12 protein-coding genes are annotated in these 15,467 nt (G+C 66.7%); 5 read left to right on the top strand and 7 right to left on the bottom strand.

The features are described from left to right. Positions 1–44 precede the first annotated feature (44 nt). Complete coding sequence (gbdR, locus tag ACFW0H_RS07545; protein ID WP_422913274.1) at positions 45–1,145, top strand: choline metabolism transcriptional regulator GbdR; 1,101 nt, start codon at positions 45–47, stop codon at positions 1,143–1,145. Between the two features lie 236 nt (positions 1,146–1,381). Here gbdR and ACFW0H_RS07550 read toward each other — a convergent pair whose 3' ends face one another. The 7 genes from ACFW0H_RS07550 to ACFW0H_RS07580 form a co-directional block, all read right to left on the bottom strand. After that, entirely contained in the window at positions 1,382–1,627 is a 246-nt protein-coding gene (locus ACFW0H_RS07550; RefSeq protein ID WP_028630518.1) for a hypothetical protein, read from the bottom strand. Positions 1,628–1,658: 31 nt separating this feature from the next. Further along, positions 1,659–2,438, bottom strand: a complete 780-nt coding sequence (gene etfB / locus ACFW0H_RS07555; protein WP_422913275.1) for an electron transfer flavoprotein subunit beta — start codon at positions 2,436–2,438, stop codon at positions 1,659–1,661. Further along, complete coding sequence (etfA, locus tag ACFW0H_RS07560; protein WP_422913276.1) at positions 2,428–3,660, bottom strand: electron transfer flavoprotein subunit alpha; 1,233 nt, start codon at positions 3,658–3,660, stop codon at positions 2,428–2,430. The genes etfB and etfA overlap by 11 nt, the downstream gene beginning before the upstream one ends. Positions 3,661–3,814: 154 nt before the next feature. Continuing rightward, positions 3,815–5,773, bottom strand: coding sequence for a dimethylglycine demethylation protein DgcB (gene dgcB / locus ACFW0H_RS07565; protein ID WP_422913277.1), 1,959 nt, complete (start codon positions 5,771–5,773; stop codon positions 3,815–3,817). Positions 5,774–5,931: 158 nt separating this feature from the next. Continuing rightward, positions 5,932–7,992, bottom strand: a complete 2,061-nt coding sequence (gene dgcA / locus ACFW0H_RS07570; RefSeq protein ID WP_422913278.1) for a dimethylglycine demethylation protein DgcA — start codon at positions 7,990–7,992, stop codon at positions 5,932–5,934. A 15-nt stretch (positions 7,993–8,007) separates the two neighbouring features. Further along, entirely contained in the window at positions 8,008–8,538 is a 531-nt protein-coding gene (locus ACFW0H_RS07575; protein ID WP_422913279.1) for a DUF5943 domain-containing protein, read from the bottom strand. 192 nt (positions 8,539–8,730) lie between these two features. Then, positions 8,731–9,708, bottom strand: coding sequence for a dipeptidase (locus ACFW0H_RS07580; RefSeq protein ID WP_280323704.1), 978 nt, complete (start codon positions 9,706–9,708; stop codon positions 8,731–8,733). Between the two features lie 594 nt (positions 9,709–10,302). Between ACFW0H_RS07580 and ACFW0H_RS07585 the strand changes: the two genes are divergently transcribed. From ACFW0H_RS07585 to ACFW0H_RS07600, 4 genes are read left to right on the top strand one after another with little or no spacing between them, the layout of a single operon-like run. Further along, the gene (locus tag ACFW0H_RS07585) at positions 10,303–10,785 is read left to right on the top strand and encodes a formate dehydrogenase subunit gamma (RefSeq protein WP_422913280.1); all 483 of its coding nucleotides are present in this window, start codon (positions 10,303–10,305) and stop codon (positions 10,783–10,785) included. Then, on the top strand, positions 10,779–12,338 hold the full coding sequence (locus tag ACFW0H_RS07590) for a formate dehydrogenase beta subunit (protein WP_422913281.1): 1,560 nt from the start codon (positions 10,779–10,781) through the stop codon (positions 12,336–12,338). The genes ACFW0H_RS07585 and ACFW0H_RS07590 overlap by 7 nt, the downstream gene beginning before the upstream one ends. Next, entirely contained in the window at positions 12,335–15,211 is a 2,877-nt protein-coding gene (fdhF, locus tag ACFW0H_RS07595) for a formate dehydrogenase subunit alpha (RefSeq protein WP_422913282.1), read from the top strand. Before ACFW0H_RS07590 ends, fdhF begins: the two co-directional genes overlap by 4 nt. Next, complete coding sequence (locus tag ACFW0H_RS07600; protein ID WP_422913283.1) at positions 15,208–15,429, top strand: formate dehydrogenase subunit delta; 222 nt, start codon at positions 15,208–15,210, stop codon at positions 15,427–15,429. The genes fdhF and ACFW0H_RS07600 overlap by 4 nt, the downstream gene beginning before the upstream one ends. The last annotated feature ends 38 nt before the right edge of the window (positions 15,430–15,467 follow it).

Genomic DNA, 15,467 nt, shown 5'->3' on the forward strand with positions numbered 1-15,467 from the left:
CTCGAAACGAGGCTCCGCTCCGTGCCTAGCCCGAGGGTTCGCCTATGTCACAGTTCAACCAAGGGGCTCAACCCCAGAACCGTGTTCCTCAGTCCATCGGTTTCCTGCTGCTGGACAACTTCACCCTGATTTCTCTGGCGTCCGCGGTAGAACCGCTGCGCATGGCCAACCACCTCTCCGGCCGCGAACTCTATCGCTGGCACACCCTCAGCCAGGACGGTCGCCCCGTCAGCGCCAGTGACGGCCTGCAGATCACCCCCGACAGCGGCCTGGACAACGCCCCGGCCCTGGACGCGGTGATTGTCTGCGGCGGCGTCGACATCCAGCACAGCGTCAGCCGCGAGCATGTGCAGTGGCTGCAGTCCCAGGCCCGCCAGGGACGCCAGCTCGGCGCCGTATGCACCGGCAGCTGGGCGCTGGCCAAAGCCGGCCTGCTCGATGGCTTCGAATGCAGCGTGCACTGGGAATGCCTGGCGGCCATGCAGGAAGCTTTCCCCCGCGCCGGCATCAGCACCCGCCTGTTCTCCATCGACCGTAACCGCTACACCTCTTCCGGCGGCACCGCGCCCATGGACATGATCCTGCACCTGATCGCCCGCGAGCACGGCCGTGAACTGGCGGCGGCCATCTCCGAGATGTTCATCTACGAGCGCATCCGCAACGAGCAGGATCACCAGCGCGTGCCGCTCAAGCACATGCTCGGCACCAACCAGCCGAAGCTGCAGGAAATCGTCGCGCTGATGGAGGCCAACCTGGAGGAGCCCATCGACCTCGACGAGCTGGCCTGCTACGTGGACGTTTCGCGCCGTCAGCTGGAGCGGTTGTTCCAGAAGTACCTGCACTGCTCGCCGTCGCGCTATTACCTCAAGCTGCGCCTGATCCGCGCCCGCCAGCTGCTGAAGCAGACCGCCATGTCGATCATCGAAGTGGCTTCGGTGTGCGGCTTCGTCTCCACCCCGCACTTCTCCAAGTGCTACCGCGAATACTTCGGCATCCCGCCGCGCGACGAGCGCGCCGGCCAGAACGCCAATGTGGTGGCCCTGATGCCGGTACCGGACGAACTGGTGCGCCAGCCCTCCACGGCCGGCGTGGCCCTGAGCCGCGCCCAGGGCGAGTCCACCTTCGCCAGCGTGCGGGTGGTGTAAGGGGCGCGCTGCGCGCGCCTTGGCGAATGAATTCGCCCCTACAGTGGACGGATCGGGCGATTGATTGTCGTGCGGCACGATCTGCCCCCTCTCCCTCCGGGAGAGGGTTGGGGTGAGGGGGCCAGGGGTCGCTGGGAGTTCCAATTCGCGAATGAATTCGCTCCCAAAAGATGCTGCTCTACCTGCAACGAAAAAGGGCGCCAATGGCGCCCTTTTTCGTTACCAATGATCCCGCTTCAGCGCGGCACCAGCGCCGGCAGCAGGGTCCGCGAAATGGCTTCGCGCACGTTCGGCAGCAGGGTGGCGCTGCCGCCCAGCAGTTCTTCCACCAGGCGTCGCAGGGCCAGTGCGCGCTCAGGGCTGAGGCCGCTCACGGCCTGTTCGCAGGCCTGCTCGGCCGTTACCCCCGGCGGGATGCTGATACCCAGCGCCACCAGGCGCTCGCGAAAATCTTCCTGGTCGATCAGATCGGCATGCATCATCGCCCTAGTCCTCCGTCGTGGTGCCGCGCGGTCAGCGCAGCACGCCTTCTTCCAGCAACAGTTTGAAGATAGCTTCGGCGCCTGCCTGCGGCGAGACATCCTTGAGCACCTGGCCGCCGCCGCCGGAAGCCTTGGCGGTAGCCGCCTTCATCCGTTCGGCACCGGTCTTGGCCTTGATCACCTTGAGCCGCTTGGGGCGTGGGCGAGCCGGTTGCAGCTGGGCCTCGGCGAACAATACATCCTCCACCAGCTCCACGTCCTCTGCTTCGATGCGGCCACGGCGGGCCGGGCCGAACGCGCTCTGGCGCGCCGCCGGGGCGGCGTTGTCGACGCTGGCCAGGAACGGCAGGCGTACCTTCAGCCGGCGCCGCTGGCCGCGGGGCAGGGCCTGCAGCACCTGGGCCACGCCGTTGTCGACCTTTTCGACCTCGGCCAGGCCCACCACCAGCGGCCAGCCCAGGCGCTCGGCCAACAGGTACGGCAGCATCCCGGAGCCTTCGCCGGTTTCCGCCTGGCTGCCGGTGAGCACCAACTGGGCGCCGCTTTCGCGGAGGAAGTCGCCCAAGGGCGCCAGCGCGTCGTCCTGCGCGCCTTGCTCGAGGACGATGAGTTCATCCAGACCCATGCCCAGATAGGCGCGCAGCGCCTCGTCATGGGGATCGCCGGCGTGTACCACGCGCAGGCGTGGTCCGGCCAGGCGCAGGCCCAGTTCGACGGCACGGGAATCCTGGTCGGCGCGGCGCGCGCGGCCCGAGGTGGGGTGCGCGCCGATGGAGACCAGGCTGACGATCTTCAGTGCGTCATGCGGCATCGCGTGCCCCTCCCTGACGGTATTGGGTGGCGAGTTCGATCAGCGCGGCGAGAACCGCTGCGGAGTCGCCGATCACCGAGAGATCGGCGCGTTTGATCATGTCGCAGCCGGGGTCCATGTTCACCGCCACCACCTTGTCGCAGGCGCCGATGCCCTGCAGGTGCTGGATGGCGCCGGAAATGCCCACTGCCAGGTAAACCCGTGCGGTGACCCAGGTACCGGTGGCGCCCACCTGACGGTTGCGCGGCATGTGGCCGTCGTCCACCGCCACACGGGACGCGCCTTCGGTGGCACCGAGAGCGGCGGCGGCCTGGTGGAACAGGTTCCAGTCCTTCACGCCGTTGCCGCCGGAGAGGATGAACTCCGATTCGGCCATGGGGATCTGTGCCGGGTCCACGGCCACGGGGCCGAGGTCTTCGATGCGCGGCAGGCTGTGGGCGATGTTCGCCGACAGCTCCAGGGCGCGCGCTTCATGGCGGGTTTCGCTGACCGGCTCGGCACATTCGGCGGCGGCCAGGATCAGGCGCGGTACTGCTCGCACCAGGTCCTCGCGACCGGCGCCGGCGCGGCCGATGGCTTGTTCGTTGGCCACCTGCCAGACGCGGGTGGCCGGGCGCTCGCCCAGCTTGGCGCCGAGCCGGCGGCCCAGTTCGCCGCCACCGGTGCGGCTGTCGGGCAGCAGCCAATGACGTGGCGCCAGTTGGCTTTCCACGGCGCTCAGGGCCAGCACGCGGGCTTCCGGGGAATAGCCTTCGAATTCATTGCCGTCGATGCGCAGGATGCGGTCGACGCCGGCGGTGTCGAAGGCGGCTTCCTTGTCCTCGCCGAAGAGTACGGCGACCACCGCACCCTCGCTGCCGGCCAGCTTGTTGGCCAGGCCCAGCAGGTCCTTGTCGTGGCTGGAGAGGCGGCCGCCGACCATGTCCGGCACCACGCAGATGTGGAACGCCGGCTGTTCGATGACATGCAGCGGCAGCTGCACCACTTCGGTGGCGGCGCTGCGCTTGCCGGCGGTGCCTTGCTGGGCGCCGCTGCGGTCGATGCGCTTGAGGCCGTTGGGGCCGATGAAGCCCGCGGCCGCGGCATGGGGGTTCTTGCGGATGAGGCCGTTGGGGCCCATCCAGCTCGTCTGACCCTGGGTCTGCATGGCGGCATGCAGCGGGTGCAGGCGGTTGCGGGCGATCCACTCGGCGCGTGGGTCGCGGCGGATGATGTCGCTCATCTCAAGGTCTCCAGGGCTGCGCGGACGGCTCCCTCTCCCTCCGGGAGAGGGCTGGGGTGAGGGAGGCTGTTGACTGCGAGGGGCATGAGGTTTCCCTCACCCCCGGCCCCTCTCCCAGAGGGAGAGGGGAGACAAGCGTGCGGAGTCCGGGTCATCACGCCACCTCCACGGCAGCTTTAGCCGCCGACGGCTTTTTTGCTTCCACGGGCACCTCGATCAGCACATCCGCCACCAGCTCGGCGATGTCCTTGATCTCCGGGCGCGGCGCCACCACGCCTTCGAGCATCGCGGTGCACTGCGGGCAGCCCACGGCCACCAGTTCGGCGCCGGTTTCCTTGATGTCCACCATGCGCATGTCGGGAATCCGCTGCTTGCCGGGGATGTCGGTGATCGGCGCGCCGCCGCCACCGCCGCAGCAGCGCGAGCGGAAGCCGGAGCGTTGCATTTCCTTCACCTCGATACCGATGGCCTTGAGCACGTTGCGCGGGGCTTCGTACTCGCCGTTGTAGCGGCCCAGGTAGCAAGGGTCGTGGTAGGTCACGCTGCCGCCCTTGTGCTGGCCCAGGTTGAGGCTGCCGCGCTGCATCAGCTCATCGATGAAGGTGCTGTGGTGCAGGACTTCGTACTGGCCGCCCAGGGCGCCGTACTCGTTCTTCAGCACGTGGAAGCTGTGCGGGTCGCAGGAGACGATCTTCTTGAAGCGGTACTGGTTCAGCGTGGCGATATTGCGCTTGGCCAGTTGCTGGAAGGTCGCTTCGTCACCCAGGCGACGGGCCACGTCACCGCTGTCGCGCTCTTCCAGGCCGAGCACGGCGAAGTCGACGTTGGCGGCCTTCAGCACTTTGACGAAGGCGCGCAGGGTGCGCTGGTTGCGCATGTCGAAGGCGCCGTCGCCGACCCAGAACAGTACTTCGGCCTGTTTCTTCTCGCTCATCAGCGGCAGGTTCAGGTCCGCCGCCCAGTTCAGTCGGCCGCCGGGGGCAAAGCCGCCGGGGTTGTCGGTGGCGATCAGGTTTTCCAGCACCTCGGCGCCCTTGTTCGGGGTCGCGCCCTTCTCCAGGGTGAGGTGGCGGCGCATGTCGACGATGGCGTCGACGTGCTCGATCATCATCGGGCACTCCTCGACACAGGCTCGGCAGGTGGTGCAGGACCAGAGGGTGTCCGCTTCCACCAGACCCTTGCCGCCCTGGACCACGATCGGCTGGTGCGGACCGCCGCCGTGCTCGCCCAGCGGGATGCCCGGGTAGGGGCTGCCGGCGAACTTGGCGTCGTCGCCACCGGCGAGGCCAATGACCATGTCCTGGATCAGCTTCTTCGGGTTCAGCGGCTGGCCGGCGGCGAAGGCCGGGCACACCGCTTCGCACTTGCCGCACTGCACGCAGGCGTCGAAGCCGAGCAGCTGGTTCCAGGTGAAGTCAGTGGGTTTTTCCACGCCCAGCGGGGCGCTCGGATCGGTCAGGTCCAACGCCTTGAGGCCGGTTGAACGGCCGCCGCCAAAGCGCTCGGCGCGGCGGTGCCAGGCCAGGTGCAGGGCACCGGCGAAGGCGTGCTTCATCGGGCCGCCCCAGGTCATGCCGAGGAACAGCTCGGACACGCCCCAGGCCACGCCAATGGCCAGCAGGCCGGCGACGAACCAGCCGCCGAAGCCTTCCGGCAGGATGCCGGCCACCGGCAGGGTGGCGATGAAGAAGCTCGCGGAGAACATCAGCAGGCTCTTCGGCAGGCGATTCCAGGGGCCTTTCGACAGGCGTGCCGGCGGGTTGCGGCGGCGCTTGGCGACGAAGAGGGCACCGACGAACATCAGCATGGTGGCGGCCAGCAGGGCGAAGCCGAGGATCCGGCTATGCAGGCCGAAGCCGTGCACCACGATGGCCAGCAGCGCCGACAGCACGAAGCCGCCGGCGGTGGCGACGTGGGTCTTGGACATGTACTTGTCGCGCTCGACCACATGGTGGAGGTCCACCAGGTAGCGACGCGGCATCTTCATGAGGCCGCCGATCCAGTCGACCTTGGCAGGCCGGCCACGACGCCACATGAAAAAGCGCTTCGCAGCGCCCAGCACGGCCAGTGCCAGGGCGGCGAAGAGCAGGATGGGGAGAATGGTGTTCAGCATTGTTGGTCTCCTACCGGGACCTGAAAGCGGCTCGGATGGCTCCCTCTCCCTCCGGGAGAGGGCTGGGGTGAGGGGGGCTCGTCGTCACTGGGAGTCCGTGCCGACGCTCACCATCCCTCACCCCCGGCCCCTCTCCCGGAGGGAGAGGGGAGACAGGCTTAGAAGTCCTTGCACAGACGCAGGGCGTCGTAGATCGCCGCGTGGGTGTTGCGCTGGGCCACGCAGTCGCCGATGCGGAACAGCAGGTAGCCGCTGCCGGACTCGCTGAGGCAGGGCTGCGGCTTGATCGCGAACAGCGCCTCCACATCGATCTGCCCCTTGTTGCGCGAACCGTCCTTGAGTGCGTAGTACAGGCCTTCGTCGGGGCGTACACCGTTCTCGATGACGATCTGGTCCACCACACGCTCTTCCTTGGCGCCGGTGTATTCGTTCTCCAGCACCGCCACCACCTTGTCACCCTCGCGGTAGACCTTTTCCAGCATCAGGTCGCCGGTCATGATCACTTCTTTCGGGTACATGCTGCGGTAGTAGGTGGGGAAGGTGGTGCCGCCCATGGCGATGCCCGGCTTGATGTCGTCGGTGACGATCTCCACCTGGGCGCCCTTGTCGGCCAGGTAGTCCGCCGCCGACATGCCGCCGAACTCGCAGATGGTGTCGTAGACCAGCACGTTCTTGCCCGGCGCCACGGTGCCGTCGAGGATGTCCCAGCTGCTCACCACCAGGCCTTCGGCAGCGCCCCAGTGTTCGTTCTGTTCCAGGAACGGATGGCCGCCGTTGGCCAGCACCACGATGTCAGGCTTGAGGTCGAGGATGGCCTCCGGGTTCGCTGCGGTGCCCAGGCGCAGGTCCACGCCCAGGCGTGCGATCTCCAACTGGTACCAGCGGGTGATGCCGGCGATCTGGTCGCGCTGCGGCGCCTTGGCGGCGATGGTGATCTGCCCGCCGAGCTGGTCCTTCTTCTCGAACAGGGTCACGTCGTGGCCGCGCTCGGCTGCGACGCGAGCCGCTTCCATACCGGCCGGGCCACCACCGACGACGACGACCTTGCGCTTGACGCCGGTGGTCTTCTCGATGATGTGCGGCACGCCCATGTATTCACGGGAGGTCGCGGCGTTCTGGATGCAGAGCACGTCCAGGCCCTGGTACTGGCGGTCGATGCAGTAGTTGGCGCCGACGCACTGCTTGATCTGGTCCACCTGGCCCATCTTGATCTTGGCGATCAGGTGCGGGTCGGCGATGTGCGCGCGGGTCATGCCGACCATGTCCACATAGCCGCCTTCGAGGATGCGGGTGGCCTGGTTCGGGTCCTTGATGTTCTGCGCATGCAGCACCGGAACGTTGACCACTTCCTTGATGCCGGCCGCCAGGTGCAGGAAGGGCTCCGGCGGGAAGCTCATGTTGGGGATCACGTTGGCCAGGGTGTTGTGGGTGTCGCAGCCCGAGCCGACGACGCCGATGAAGTCGATCATGCCGGTGTCGCTGTAGTACTTGGCGATCTGCTTCATGTCCTCGTGGGACAGGCCGTCCGGGTGGAATTCGTCGCCACAGATACGCATGCCGACGCAGAAGTCGTCACCGACTTCCTTGCGCACGGCCTTGAGCACTTCCAGGCCGAACTTCATGCGGCCTTCGAAGGTGCCGCCCCATTCGTCGGTACGCTTGTTGACGCGCGGGCTCCAGAACTGGTCGATCATGTGCTGGTGCACGGCGGACAGTTCGACGCCGTCCAGGCCGCCTTCCTTCGCCCGGCGCGCGGCCTGGGCGTAGTTGCCGATCACACGCCAGATCTCTTCCACCTCGATGGTCTTGCAGGTGGCGCGGTGCACGGGCTCGCGGATGCCGGACGGCGACATCAGGGTCGGCCAGTTGAAGCCGTCCCAACGGGAGCGACGACCCATGTGGGTAATTTGGATCATGATCTTGGCGCCGTGCTTGTGCATGGCGTCGGCCAGGTTCTGGAAGTGCGGGATGATGCGGTCGGTGGACAGGTTCACCGAGCTCCACCATTCCTGCGGGCTGTCGATGGCCACGACCGAGGAACCGCCGCAGATGGCCAGGCCGATGCCGCCCTTGGCCTTCTCTTCGTAGTACTTCACATAGCGGTCGGTGGTCATGCCGCCATCGGTGGCGTAGACCTCTGCGTGAGCGGTGGACAGCACACGGTTGCGGATGGTGAGTTTGCCGATCTGAATCGGCTGGAACATAGCTTCGAATGCCATTGCCTTAGCCTCGCCTTACAGAGGTTTGACAGTGAACAGGCCGTCGTCGTGGCCTTCTTCCGAGCCGCCGTAGACCTGCTCGGCAACGGTGCGGATGCTGCTGCCGCGGGCCTGGAGGATCTGGTCCATGGCGCCGGCGAACCAGCCGGTGAACATGTAGTCGACCTTGCGGCCGACCTTGCCGTACACGTAGACGAAGGCCGAGTGCTTCAGGCGCACCTGGGCGGTGCCCTTGTCCAGGTCGATGGACTCGATCTGGAACAGGCCCCAGCCGCGCTGGGACAGGCGCTTCATGTAGTGCTCGAACACCGCCACGCCTTCCAGGCCATGGCACTCCGCTTCCTTCTCGCACCAGTGCCAGGCGGACTTGTAGCCGGCCTTGTAGAGGATCTCGGCGTAACGCTCCGGGCCCAGTTCGGCTTCGATGCCCATGTGGTTGTTGACGAAGAAGTGACGGGGCACGTACAGCATCGGCAGGGCGTCGGTAGTCCAGACACCGGTTTCGCTGTCGACTTCGATGGGCAGTTCGGGGGCGTGTTTGGCCATGTTGTTTTAGCTCCGGAATTCGATTTGCAATTGGCGCCGGCCTGTCTCGTAGGTTGGTGCTGAGCTTGCGAAGCCCAACATCCGGTTCTAAGAACCGGCCAGCGGCGTTGTCGGTGAAATCGCGGGAGCGCTGCGCGCTCCTTGTTGGGCCTCGTTCCTCGGCGCCAACCTACGTGGCGCCGAGTGGCGGGATCACTCGCCCCAGACGTCTTTAAGTACGCGGACCCAGTTCTCGCCCATGACCTTGCGCACCACGCGCTCGGGCATGCCGCGCTTGAGCAGGGTTTCGGTGAGGTTGGGGAACTCGCCCACGGTGCGGATGCCCAGCGGGTTGACGATCTTGCCGAAGTTGGTCAGGCGGCGGGCATAACCCTTGTCGTGGGTCAGCCACTCGAAGAATTCCTTGCCATGGCCCTGGGTGAAGTCGGTGCCGATGCCGATGGCGTCTTCGCCAACGATGTTCATCACGTACTCGATGGCCTCGGCGTAGTCGTCGATGGTCGAGTCGATGCCCTTGGCGAGGAAGGGGGCGAACATGGTCACGCCGACGAAGCCGCCGTGGTCGGCGATGAACTTCAGTTCTTCATCGGACTTGTTGCGCGGGTGTTCCTTGAGGCCAGACGGCAGGCAGTGGGAGTAGCAGACCGGCTTCTTGGATTCGAGGATGACTTCCTCGGAAGTCTTGGAGCCCACGTGGGAGAGGTCGCACATGATGCCGACGCGGTTCATCTCGGCGACGATCTCGCGGCCGAAGCCGGACAGGCCGCCGTCACGCTCGTAGCAGCCGGTGCCCACCAGGTTCTGGGTGTTGTAGCACATCTGCACGATGCCCACGCCGAGCTGCTTGAACACCTCGACGTAACCGATCTGGTCCTCGAAGGCATGGGCGTTCTGGAAGCCATAGATGATGCCGGTCTTGCCCAGTTCCTTGGCCTTGCGGATGTCGGCGGTGGTGCGCACCGGGATCACCAGGTCGCTGTTCTCGCGGATCAGCTTGCTGCTGGCGGCGATGTTGTTCACCGTCGCCTGGAAACCTTCCCAGACGGAGACGGTGCAGTTGGCGGCGGTCAGGCCGCCCACGCGCATGTCTTCGAAGAGTTCACGGTTCCACTTGGCGATGATCAGACCGTCGATGACGATGCTGTCGGCGTGCAGTTCGGCTGGGCTCATCAGGCTGTCCCCTGTTATCCATGCGCCGAATCTTCTGCCGGCGCTTTGGGGGGAGCATATCCCCGGGGAATTCGGCGCTATCGCGCAAAAGCGACCGGGGTATTGCCGAAAGCGTCAAGCCGGTCGCGAATGGGCAAGCGGGGTTCGGAAGTGAGGTTTGCCACGGGGAGGCGCGGGCTCTTGTAGGGGCGATTTCAATCGCCAAGCGGGCCGTAGGTCCGCCCTTCGGACCTGGAGGCAACTGCGTTGCCCTTGGCGAATGAATTCGCCCCTACAGGTAATCCAGCCAACCACAGGTCCGTCCCTTGCCAGCTCCCTGGCCGAACCGCCTATAAAGAAGGGGCGAGCGCCGATTTCACCGCCCCGCGGCCCAAGGTCGGTTTCAGGATACGCAGGGTCGCTGGGGTGCAATCTCCGAATGGCGGGGATGGCAAGCTCCCCAAATGCCCCACAAGTGCGCGAAGACGCCCCGCCGGGGCGCACAAGGACGGCCGCCAGCAAGGCCACGTATCCGTGACGTGGCGGGTGAGCCGCAGCCGACGACCTCCGGACGACCGGCACCGGTCAATTGTCCGTGACCGTGAGGAACGCTGTATGTCTGATGAGACGCTTCATCTGCCTCTGATCCAGAGCGTGCTGGACCGCGAGAAGAGCACCCCCGGTGCCCTGCTGCCGATCCTCCATGCCATCCAGGAAGGCGCGGGGTACATCCCCGATGTCGCTATTCCCGAGATCGCCCATGCCCTCAACTTGAGCCTCGCCGAGGTTCGCGGGGTGATCAGTTTCTACCACGACTTCCGCACCACGCCGCCGGCACGCCATACCCTGCGCCTGTGCCGCGCCGAGTCCTGCCAGAGCATGGGCGCCGAGCGCCTGGCCGCGCAGCTGCGCGAGCAGCTGGAACTGGACGACCACGGCACCAGCGCCGATAGGCAGATCAGCCTGCGTCCGGTCTATTGCCTGGGCGCCTGCGCCTGCTCGCCGGCCCTGGAGCTGGACGGCCAGCTGCATGCGCGGCTCACCCCCGAGCGCCTGCGCGAGCTGGTGAACGGCTGCCTGGAGGAGGGCTCATGCTGAAGTTGTACATCCCCTGCGATTCCGTCGCCCGCGCCGTGGGCGCCGACGATCTGGCCGTGGCCCTGGCCCGTGAAGCCGAGCGTCGGCAACTGCCCATCGAGCTGCGCCGCACCAGTTCCCGCGGCCTCTACTGGCTTGAACCGTTGCTGGAGCTGGAGAGCCCCGAAGGTCGCCTGGGCTTCGGCCCGGTAACCGCCGCCGATGTGCCCGCCCTGCTGGATGCCCTGCAAGGCGACGCCAGTACCCATCCCCTGGCCCTGGGGCCGGTGGAAGAGATTCCCTACCTGAAGAGCCAGCAGCGCCTGCTGTTCGCCCGCGCCGGCATCACCCGGCCGCTGTCCCTGGACGACTACCGTGCCCACGGCGGCTTCGAAGGGCTGACGCGCGCCATTGCCCTGAGCGGCGAGGAAATCGTCACCGCCGTGCTGGATTCCGGCCTGCGTGGCCGTGGCGGTGCGGCCTTCCCGGCGGGCATCAAGTGGCGCACCGTGCGCGGTGCCGCAGCTGAACAGAAATACGTGGTCTGCAACGCCGACGAAGGCGACTCCGGCACCTTCGCCGACCGTATGCAGATGGAAGGTGACCCCTTCCTGCTGATCGAGGGCATGGCCATCGCCGGCCTCGCCGTCGGCGCGACCATGGGCTACATCTACGTGCGTTCCGAGTACCCGCAGGCGGTGCAGACCCTGCGTGCCGCCATCGAGATCGCCCGTGAAGCCGGCTACCTCGGCGCCAATGTGGGCGGTAGCGGCCGCGCCTTCGACCTTGAAGTCCGTGTCGGCGCCGGCGCCTATATCTGCGGCGAGGAAACCGCGCTGCTGGATTCCCTCGAAGGCAAACGCGGCGTGGTTCGCGCCAAGCCGCCGCTGCCGGCATTGCAGGGCCTGTTCGGCCTGCCGACCCTGGTGCACAACGTGCTCACCCTGACCTCGGTGCCGATCATCCTGGCCCGCGGCGCGCAGTTCTACCGTGACTTCGGCATGGGCCGCTCGCTGGGTACCATGCCCTTCCAGCTGGCCGGCAATATCCGCCACGGCGGATTGGTGGAGCGGGCCTTCGGCCTGACCCTGCGCGAGCTGGTGGAAGGCTACGGTGGCGGCACCGCCAGTGGCCGCCCCTTAAAGGCTGCCCAGGTGGGCGGACCGCTGGGGGCCTGGGTGCCGCCGTCGCAATTCGATACGCCGCTGGACTACGAGGCCTTCGCCGCCATGGGCGCGATGCTCGGCCACGGTGGCGTGGTGGTGGCCGATGAAAGCCTGGACATGGCGCACATGGCGCGTTTCGCCCTGCAGTTCTGCGCCGAGGAATCCTGCGGCAAGTGCACGCCGTGCCGCATCGGCTCGACCCGTGGCGTGGAAGTGGTCGACCGCCTGCTGGCGGCGCCCGATGCCGCCGCGCGGGACGAGCAGGTGATCCTGCTCAAGGACCTCTGCGACACCCTGACCTATGGCTCGCTCTGCGCCCTGGGCGGCATGACCGCCTACCCGGTGACCAGCGCACTCAAGCATTTCCCCGCCGACTTCGGTCTGGAGACCTCGGAGGCCGACCAATGATCAACATCTTCGACCCCGCCAGCGATATCGACCTCGGCACCCCGGCCCGCGAAAGCGAGGTGCAGGTCAGTCTGACCATCGACGGCCGCGAGATCACCGTGCCGGCTGGCACGTCCGTCATGCGTGCCGCCGCGCTGCTCGGCACCACCATTCCCAAGCTCTGCGCCACCGACAGCCTGGAAGCCTTCGGCTCCTGCCGCATGTGTCTGGTGGAAATCGACGGCATGCGTGGCTACCCGGCCTCCTGCACCACGCCGGTGACGGAAGGCATGACGGTCCACACCCAGACGCCCAAGCTCGCCACCCTGCGGCGCAACGTCATGGAGCTGTACATCTCCGACCACCCGCTGGACTGCCTGACCTGCTCGGCCAACGGCAACTGCGAGCTGCAGACGGTGGCCGGTCAGGTGGGCCTGCGCGAAGTGCGTTACGGCTATGACGGCGCCAACCACCTGGACGAGCAGAAGGACGTCTCCAACCCCTATTTCGACTACGACCCGAGCAAGTGCATCGTCTGCAACCGCTGCGTGCGTGCCTGCGAGGAAACCCAGGGCACCTTCGCCCTGACCATCAGCGGGCGCGGCTTCGAGTCCCGCGTGGCGGCAGCTGGCGGCGAGAACTTCCTCGATTCGGAATGCGTCTCCTGCGGCGCCTGCGTGCAGGCCTGCCCCACCGCCACCCTGATGGAAAAGAGCGTGGTGGAACTGGGCCAGCCGGAACGCAGCGTGATCACCACCTGCGCCTATTGCGGCGTGGGCTGCTCCTTCCGCGCGGAAATGAAGGGCGACCAGCTGGTGCGCATGGTCCCCGACAAGAACGGCCAGGCCAACCACGGCCATTCCTGCGTGAAGGGCCGCTTCGCCTTCGGCTACGCCACTCACCCGGATCGCATCACCAAGCCGATGATCCGCAAGCACATCGACGATCCCTGGCAGGAAGTCAGCTGGGACGAGGCGGTGACCTACGCGGCCAGCGAATTCCGCCGCATCCAGCTCAAGTACGGGCGCGATTCCATCGGCGGCATCACCTCCAGCCGTTGCACCAACGAAGAGACTTACCTGGTGCAGAAGCTGGTGCGCGCCGGCTTCGGCAACAACAACGTGGATACCTGCGCCCGCGTCTGCCATTCGCCCACCGGCTACGGCCTGAAGCAGACCCTCGGTGAGTCCGCCGGCACCCAGAGCTTCGACTCGGTGATGCAGGCCGACGTGGTGCTGGTGATCGGTGCCAACCCCACCGACGCCCACCCGGTGTTCGGCTCCCAGCTCAAGCGCCGACTGCGTCAGGGCGCGCGGCTGATCGTCATCGACCCGCGGCGCATCGACCTGGTGGATTCGCCCCACGCCCGCGCCGAGCTGCACCTGGCGCTGCGTCCGGGCACCAACGTGGCCATGCTCAACGCCCTGGCCCACGTCATCGTCACTGAGGGCCTGGTGAACCAGCCGTTCGTCGATGCTCGCTGCGAAACGGCGGACTTCGCTCGTTGGCGTGACTTCGTCAGCCTGCCGGAGAACTCCCCCGAGGCCATGGGGCCGATCTGCGGCGTGTCGCCTGACGACATCCGTGCAGCGGCGCGGCTCTACGCCACCGGCGGTAACGCGGCCATCTACTACGGCCTGGGCGTCACCGAACACAGCCAGGGCAGCACCTCGGTCATGGGCATCGCCAACCTCGCCATGGTCACCGGCAACATCGGCCGCGAGGGCGTTGGCGTGAACCCGCTGCGCGGACAGAACAACGTCCAGGGCTCCTGCGACATGGGCTCCTTCCCCCATGAGCTGCCCGGCTATCGCCACGTCTCCAACGACGCGGTGCGCCACCAGTTCGAGCAGGCCTGGGGCGTGACCCTGCAGCCCGATCCGGGCCTGCGCATCCCCAACATGTTCGAGGCGGCACTCGGCGGCACCTTCAAGGCGCTCTACTGCCAGGGCGAGGACATTGCCCAGAGCGACCCCAACACCCAGCATGTCACCGCCGCCCTGTCGGCCATGGAATGCGTCGTGGTGCAGGACATCTTCCTCAACGAGACCGCCAAGTTCGCCCACGTCTTCCTGCCGGGCAGCTCCTTCCTGGAGAAGGACGGCACCTTCACCAACGCCGAGCGGCGCATCTCCCGCGTGCGCAAGGTGATGGACCCGCTGGGCGGCAAGGCTGACTGGGAGGCGACCCAGCTGCTGGCCAACGCCCTGGGCTACAAGATGGACTACAGGCATCCGTCCGAGATCATGGACGAGATCGCCAGCCTGACCCCGACCTTCACCCGCGTCAGCTACGCCGAGCTGGATCGCCACGGCAGCCTGCAGTGGCCCTGCAACGACGCGTCGCCGGATGGCACCCCGACCATGCACATCGAGGAATTCGTGCGCGGAAAGGGGCGCTTCATGCTCACCGGCTACGTGCCCACCGACGAGAAGGTCAACAGCCGCTATCCGCTGCTGCTGACCACCGGGCGCATCCTCAGCCAGTACAACGTCGGCGCGCAGACCCGGCGCACCGACAACGTCGCCTGGCACGAGGAGGACCGCCTGGAGATCCACCCGACCGACGCCGAAAGCCGCGGCATCGCCGAAGGCGACTGGGTGGGCGTGGGCAGCCGCGCCGGGCAGACGGTGCTGCGCGCCAAGGTCAGCGAGCGGGTGGCGCCGGGAGTGGTGTACACCACCTTCCACTTCCCCGAGTCGGGGGCCAACGTGATCACCACCGACAACTCCGACTGGGCCACCAACTGCCCGGAATACAAGGTCACGGCGGTGGAGGTCTCGCGGGTCTACCAGCCTTCCGAATGGCAGAAACGCTACCAGCAGTTCAGTGACGAACAGCGGCGCTTGCTCAAGGAACGCCGCAGAACGGAAAAAGCCGAGGTACGTCGATGAGCACCGAAAACCTGATCAAGATGGCCAACCAGATCGCCCAGTTCTTCTCCACCGAACCGGACAAGCAACAGGCCGTGCGCGGCGTGCAGCAGCACCTGCAGAGCTTCTGGACCCCTGCCATGCGTATCGAACTGATGGCCTGGCAGGTGGAACACCACGGCGCCGCCCTGCACCCCCTGGTGCAGGAGGCGCTGGCGGAGCAGGGCAGGGCGGTTTAGCCAACTCTGGGGGCGGAACACCTGTAGGGGCGAATTCA

Origin of the sequence: Metapseudomonas cellulosilytica (assembly GCF_049334135.1) — a bacterium.
Classification (GTDB): domain Bacteria; phylum Pseudomonadota; class Gammaproteobacteria; order Pseudomonadales; family Pseudomonadaceae; genus Metapseudomonas.

Bases quoted from the DNA above. Each gene is read 5' to 3' on its own strand.
- fdhF (WP_422913282.1), top strand. From the start codon at position 12,335: ATGATCAACATCTTCGACCCCGCCAGCGATATCGACCTCGGCACCCCG.
- ACFW0H_RS07585 (WP_422913280.1), top strand. From the start codon at position 10,303: ATGTCTGATGAGACGCTTCATCTGCCTCTGATCCAGAGCGTGCTGGAC.
- ACFW0H_RS07550 (WP_028630518.1), bottom strand. From the start codon at position 1,627: ATGATGCATGCCGATCTGATCGACCAGGAAGATTTTCGCGAGCGCCTG.
- ACFW0H_RS07590 (WP_422913281.1), top strand. From the start codon at position 10,779: ATGCTGAAGTTGTACATCCCCTGCGATTCCGTCGCCCGCGCCGTGGGC.
- etfB (WP_422913275.1), bottom strand. From the start codon at position 2,438: ATGCCGCATGACGCACTGAAGATCGTCAGCCTGGTCTCCATCGGCGCG.
- ACFW0H_RS07580 (WP_280323704.1), bottom strand. From the start codon at position 9,708: ATGAGCCCAGCCGAACTGCACGCCGACAGCATCGTCATCGACGGTCTG.
- dgcB (WP_422913277.1), bottom strand. From the start codon at position 5,773: ATGCTGAACACCATTCTCCCCATCCTGCTCTTCGCCGCCCTGGCACTG.
- dgcA (WP_422913278.1), bottom strand. From the start codon at position 7,992: ATGGCATTCGAAGCTATGTTCCAGCCGATTCAGATCGGCAAACTCACC.
- ACFW0H_RS07575 (WP_422913279.1), bottom strand. From the start codon at position 8,538: ATGGCCAAACACGCCCCCGAACTGCCCATCGAAGTCGACAGCGAAACC.
- etfA (WP_422913276.1), bottom strand. From the start codon at position 3,660: ATGAGCGACATCATCCGCCGCGACCCACGCGCCGAGTGGATCGCCCGC.
- gbdR (WP_422913274.1), top strand. From the start codon at position 45: ATGTCACAGTTCAACCAAGGGGCTCAACCCCAGAACCGTGTTCCTCAG.
- ACFW0H_RS07600 (WP_422913283.1), top strand. From the start codon at position 15,208: ATGAGCACCGAAAACCTGATCAAGATGGCCAACCAGATCGCCCAGTTC.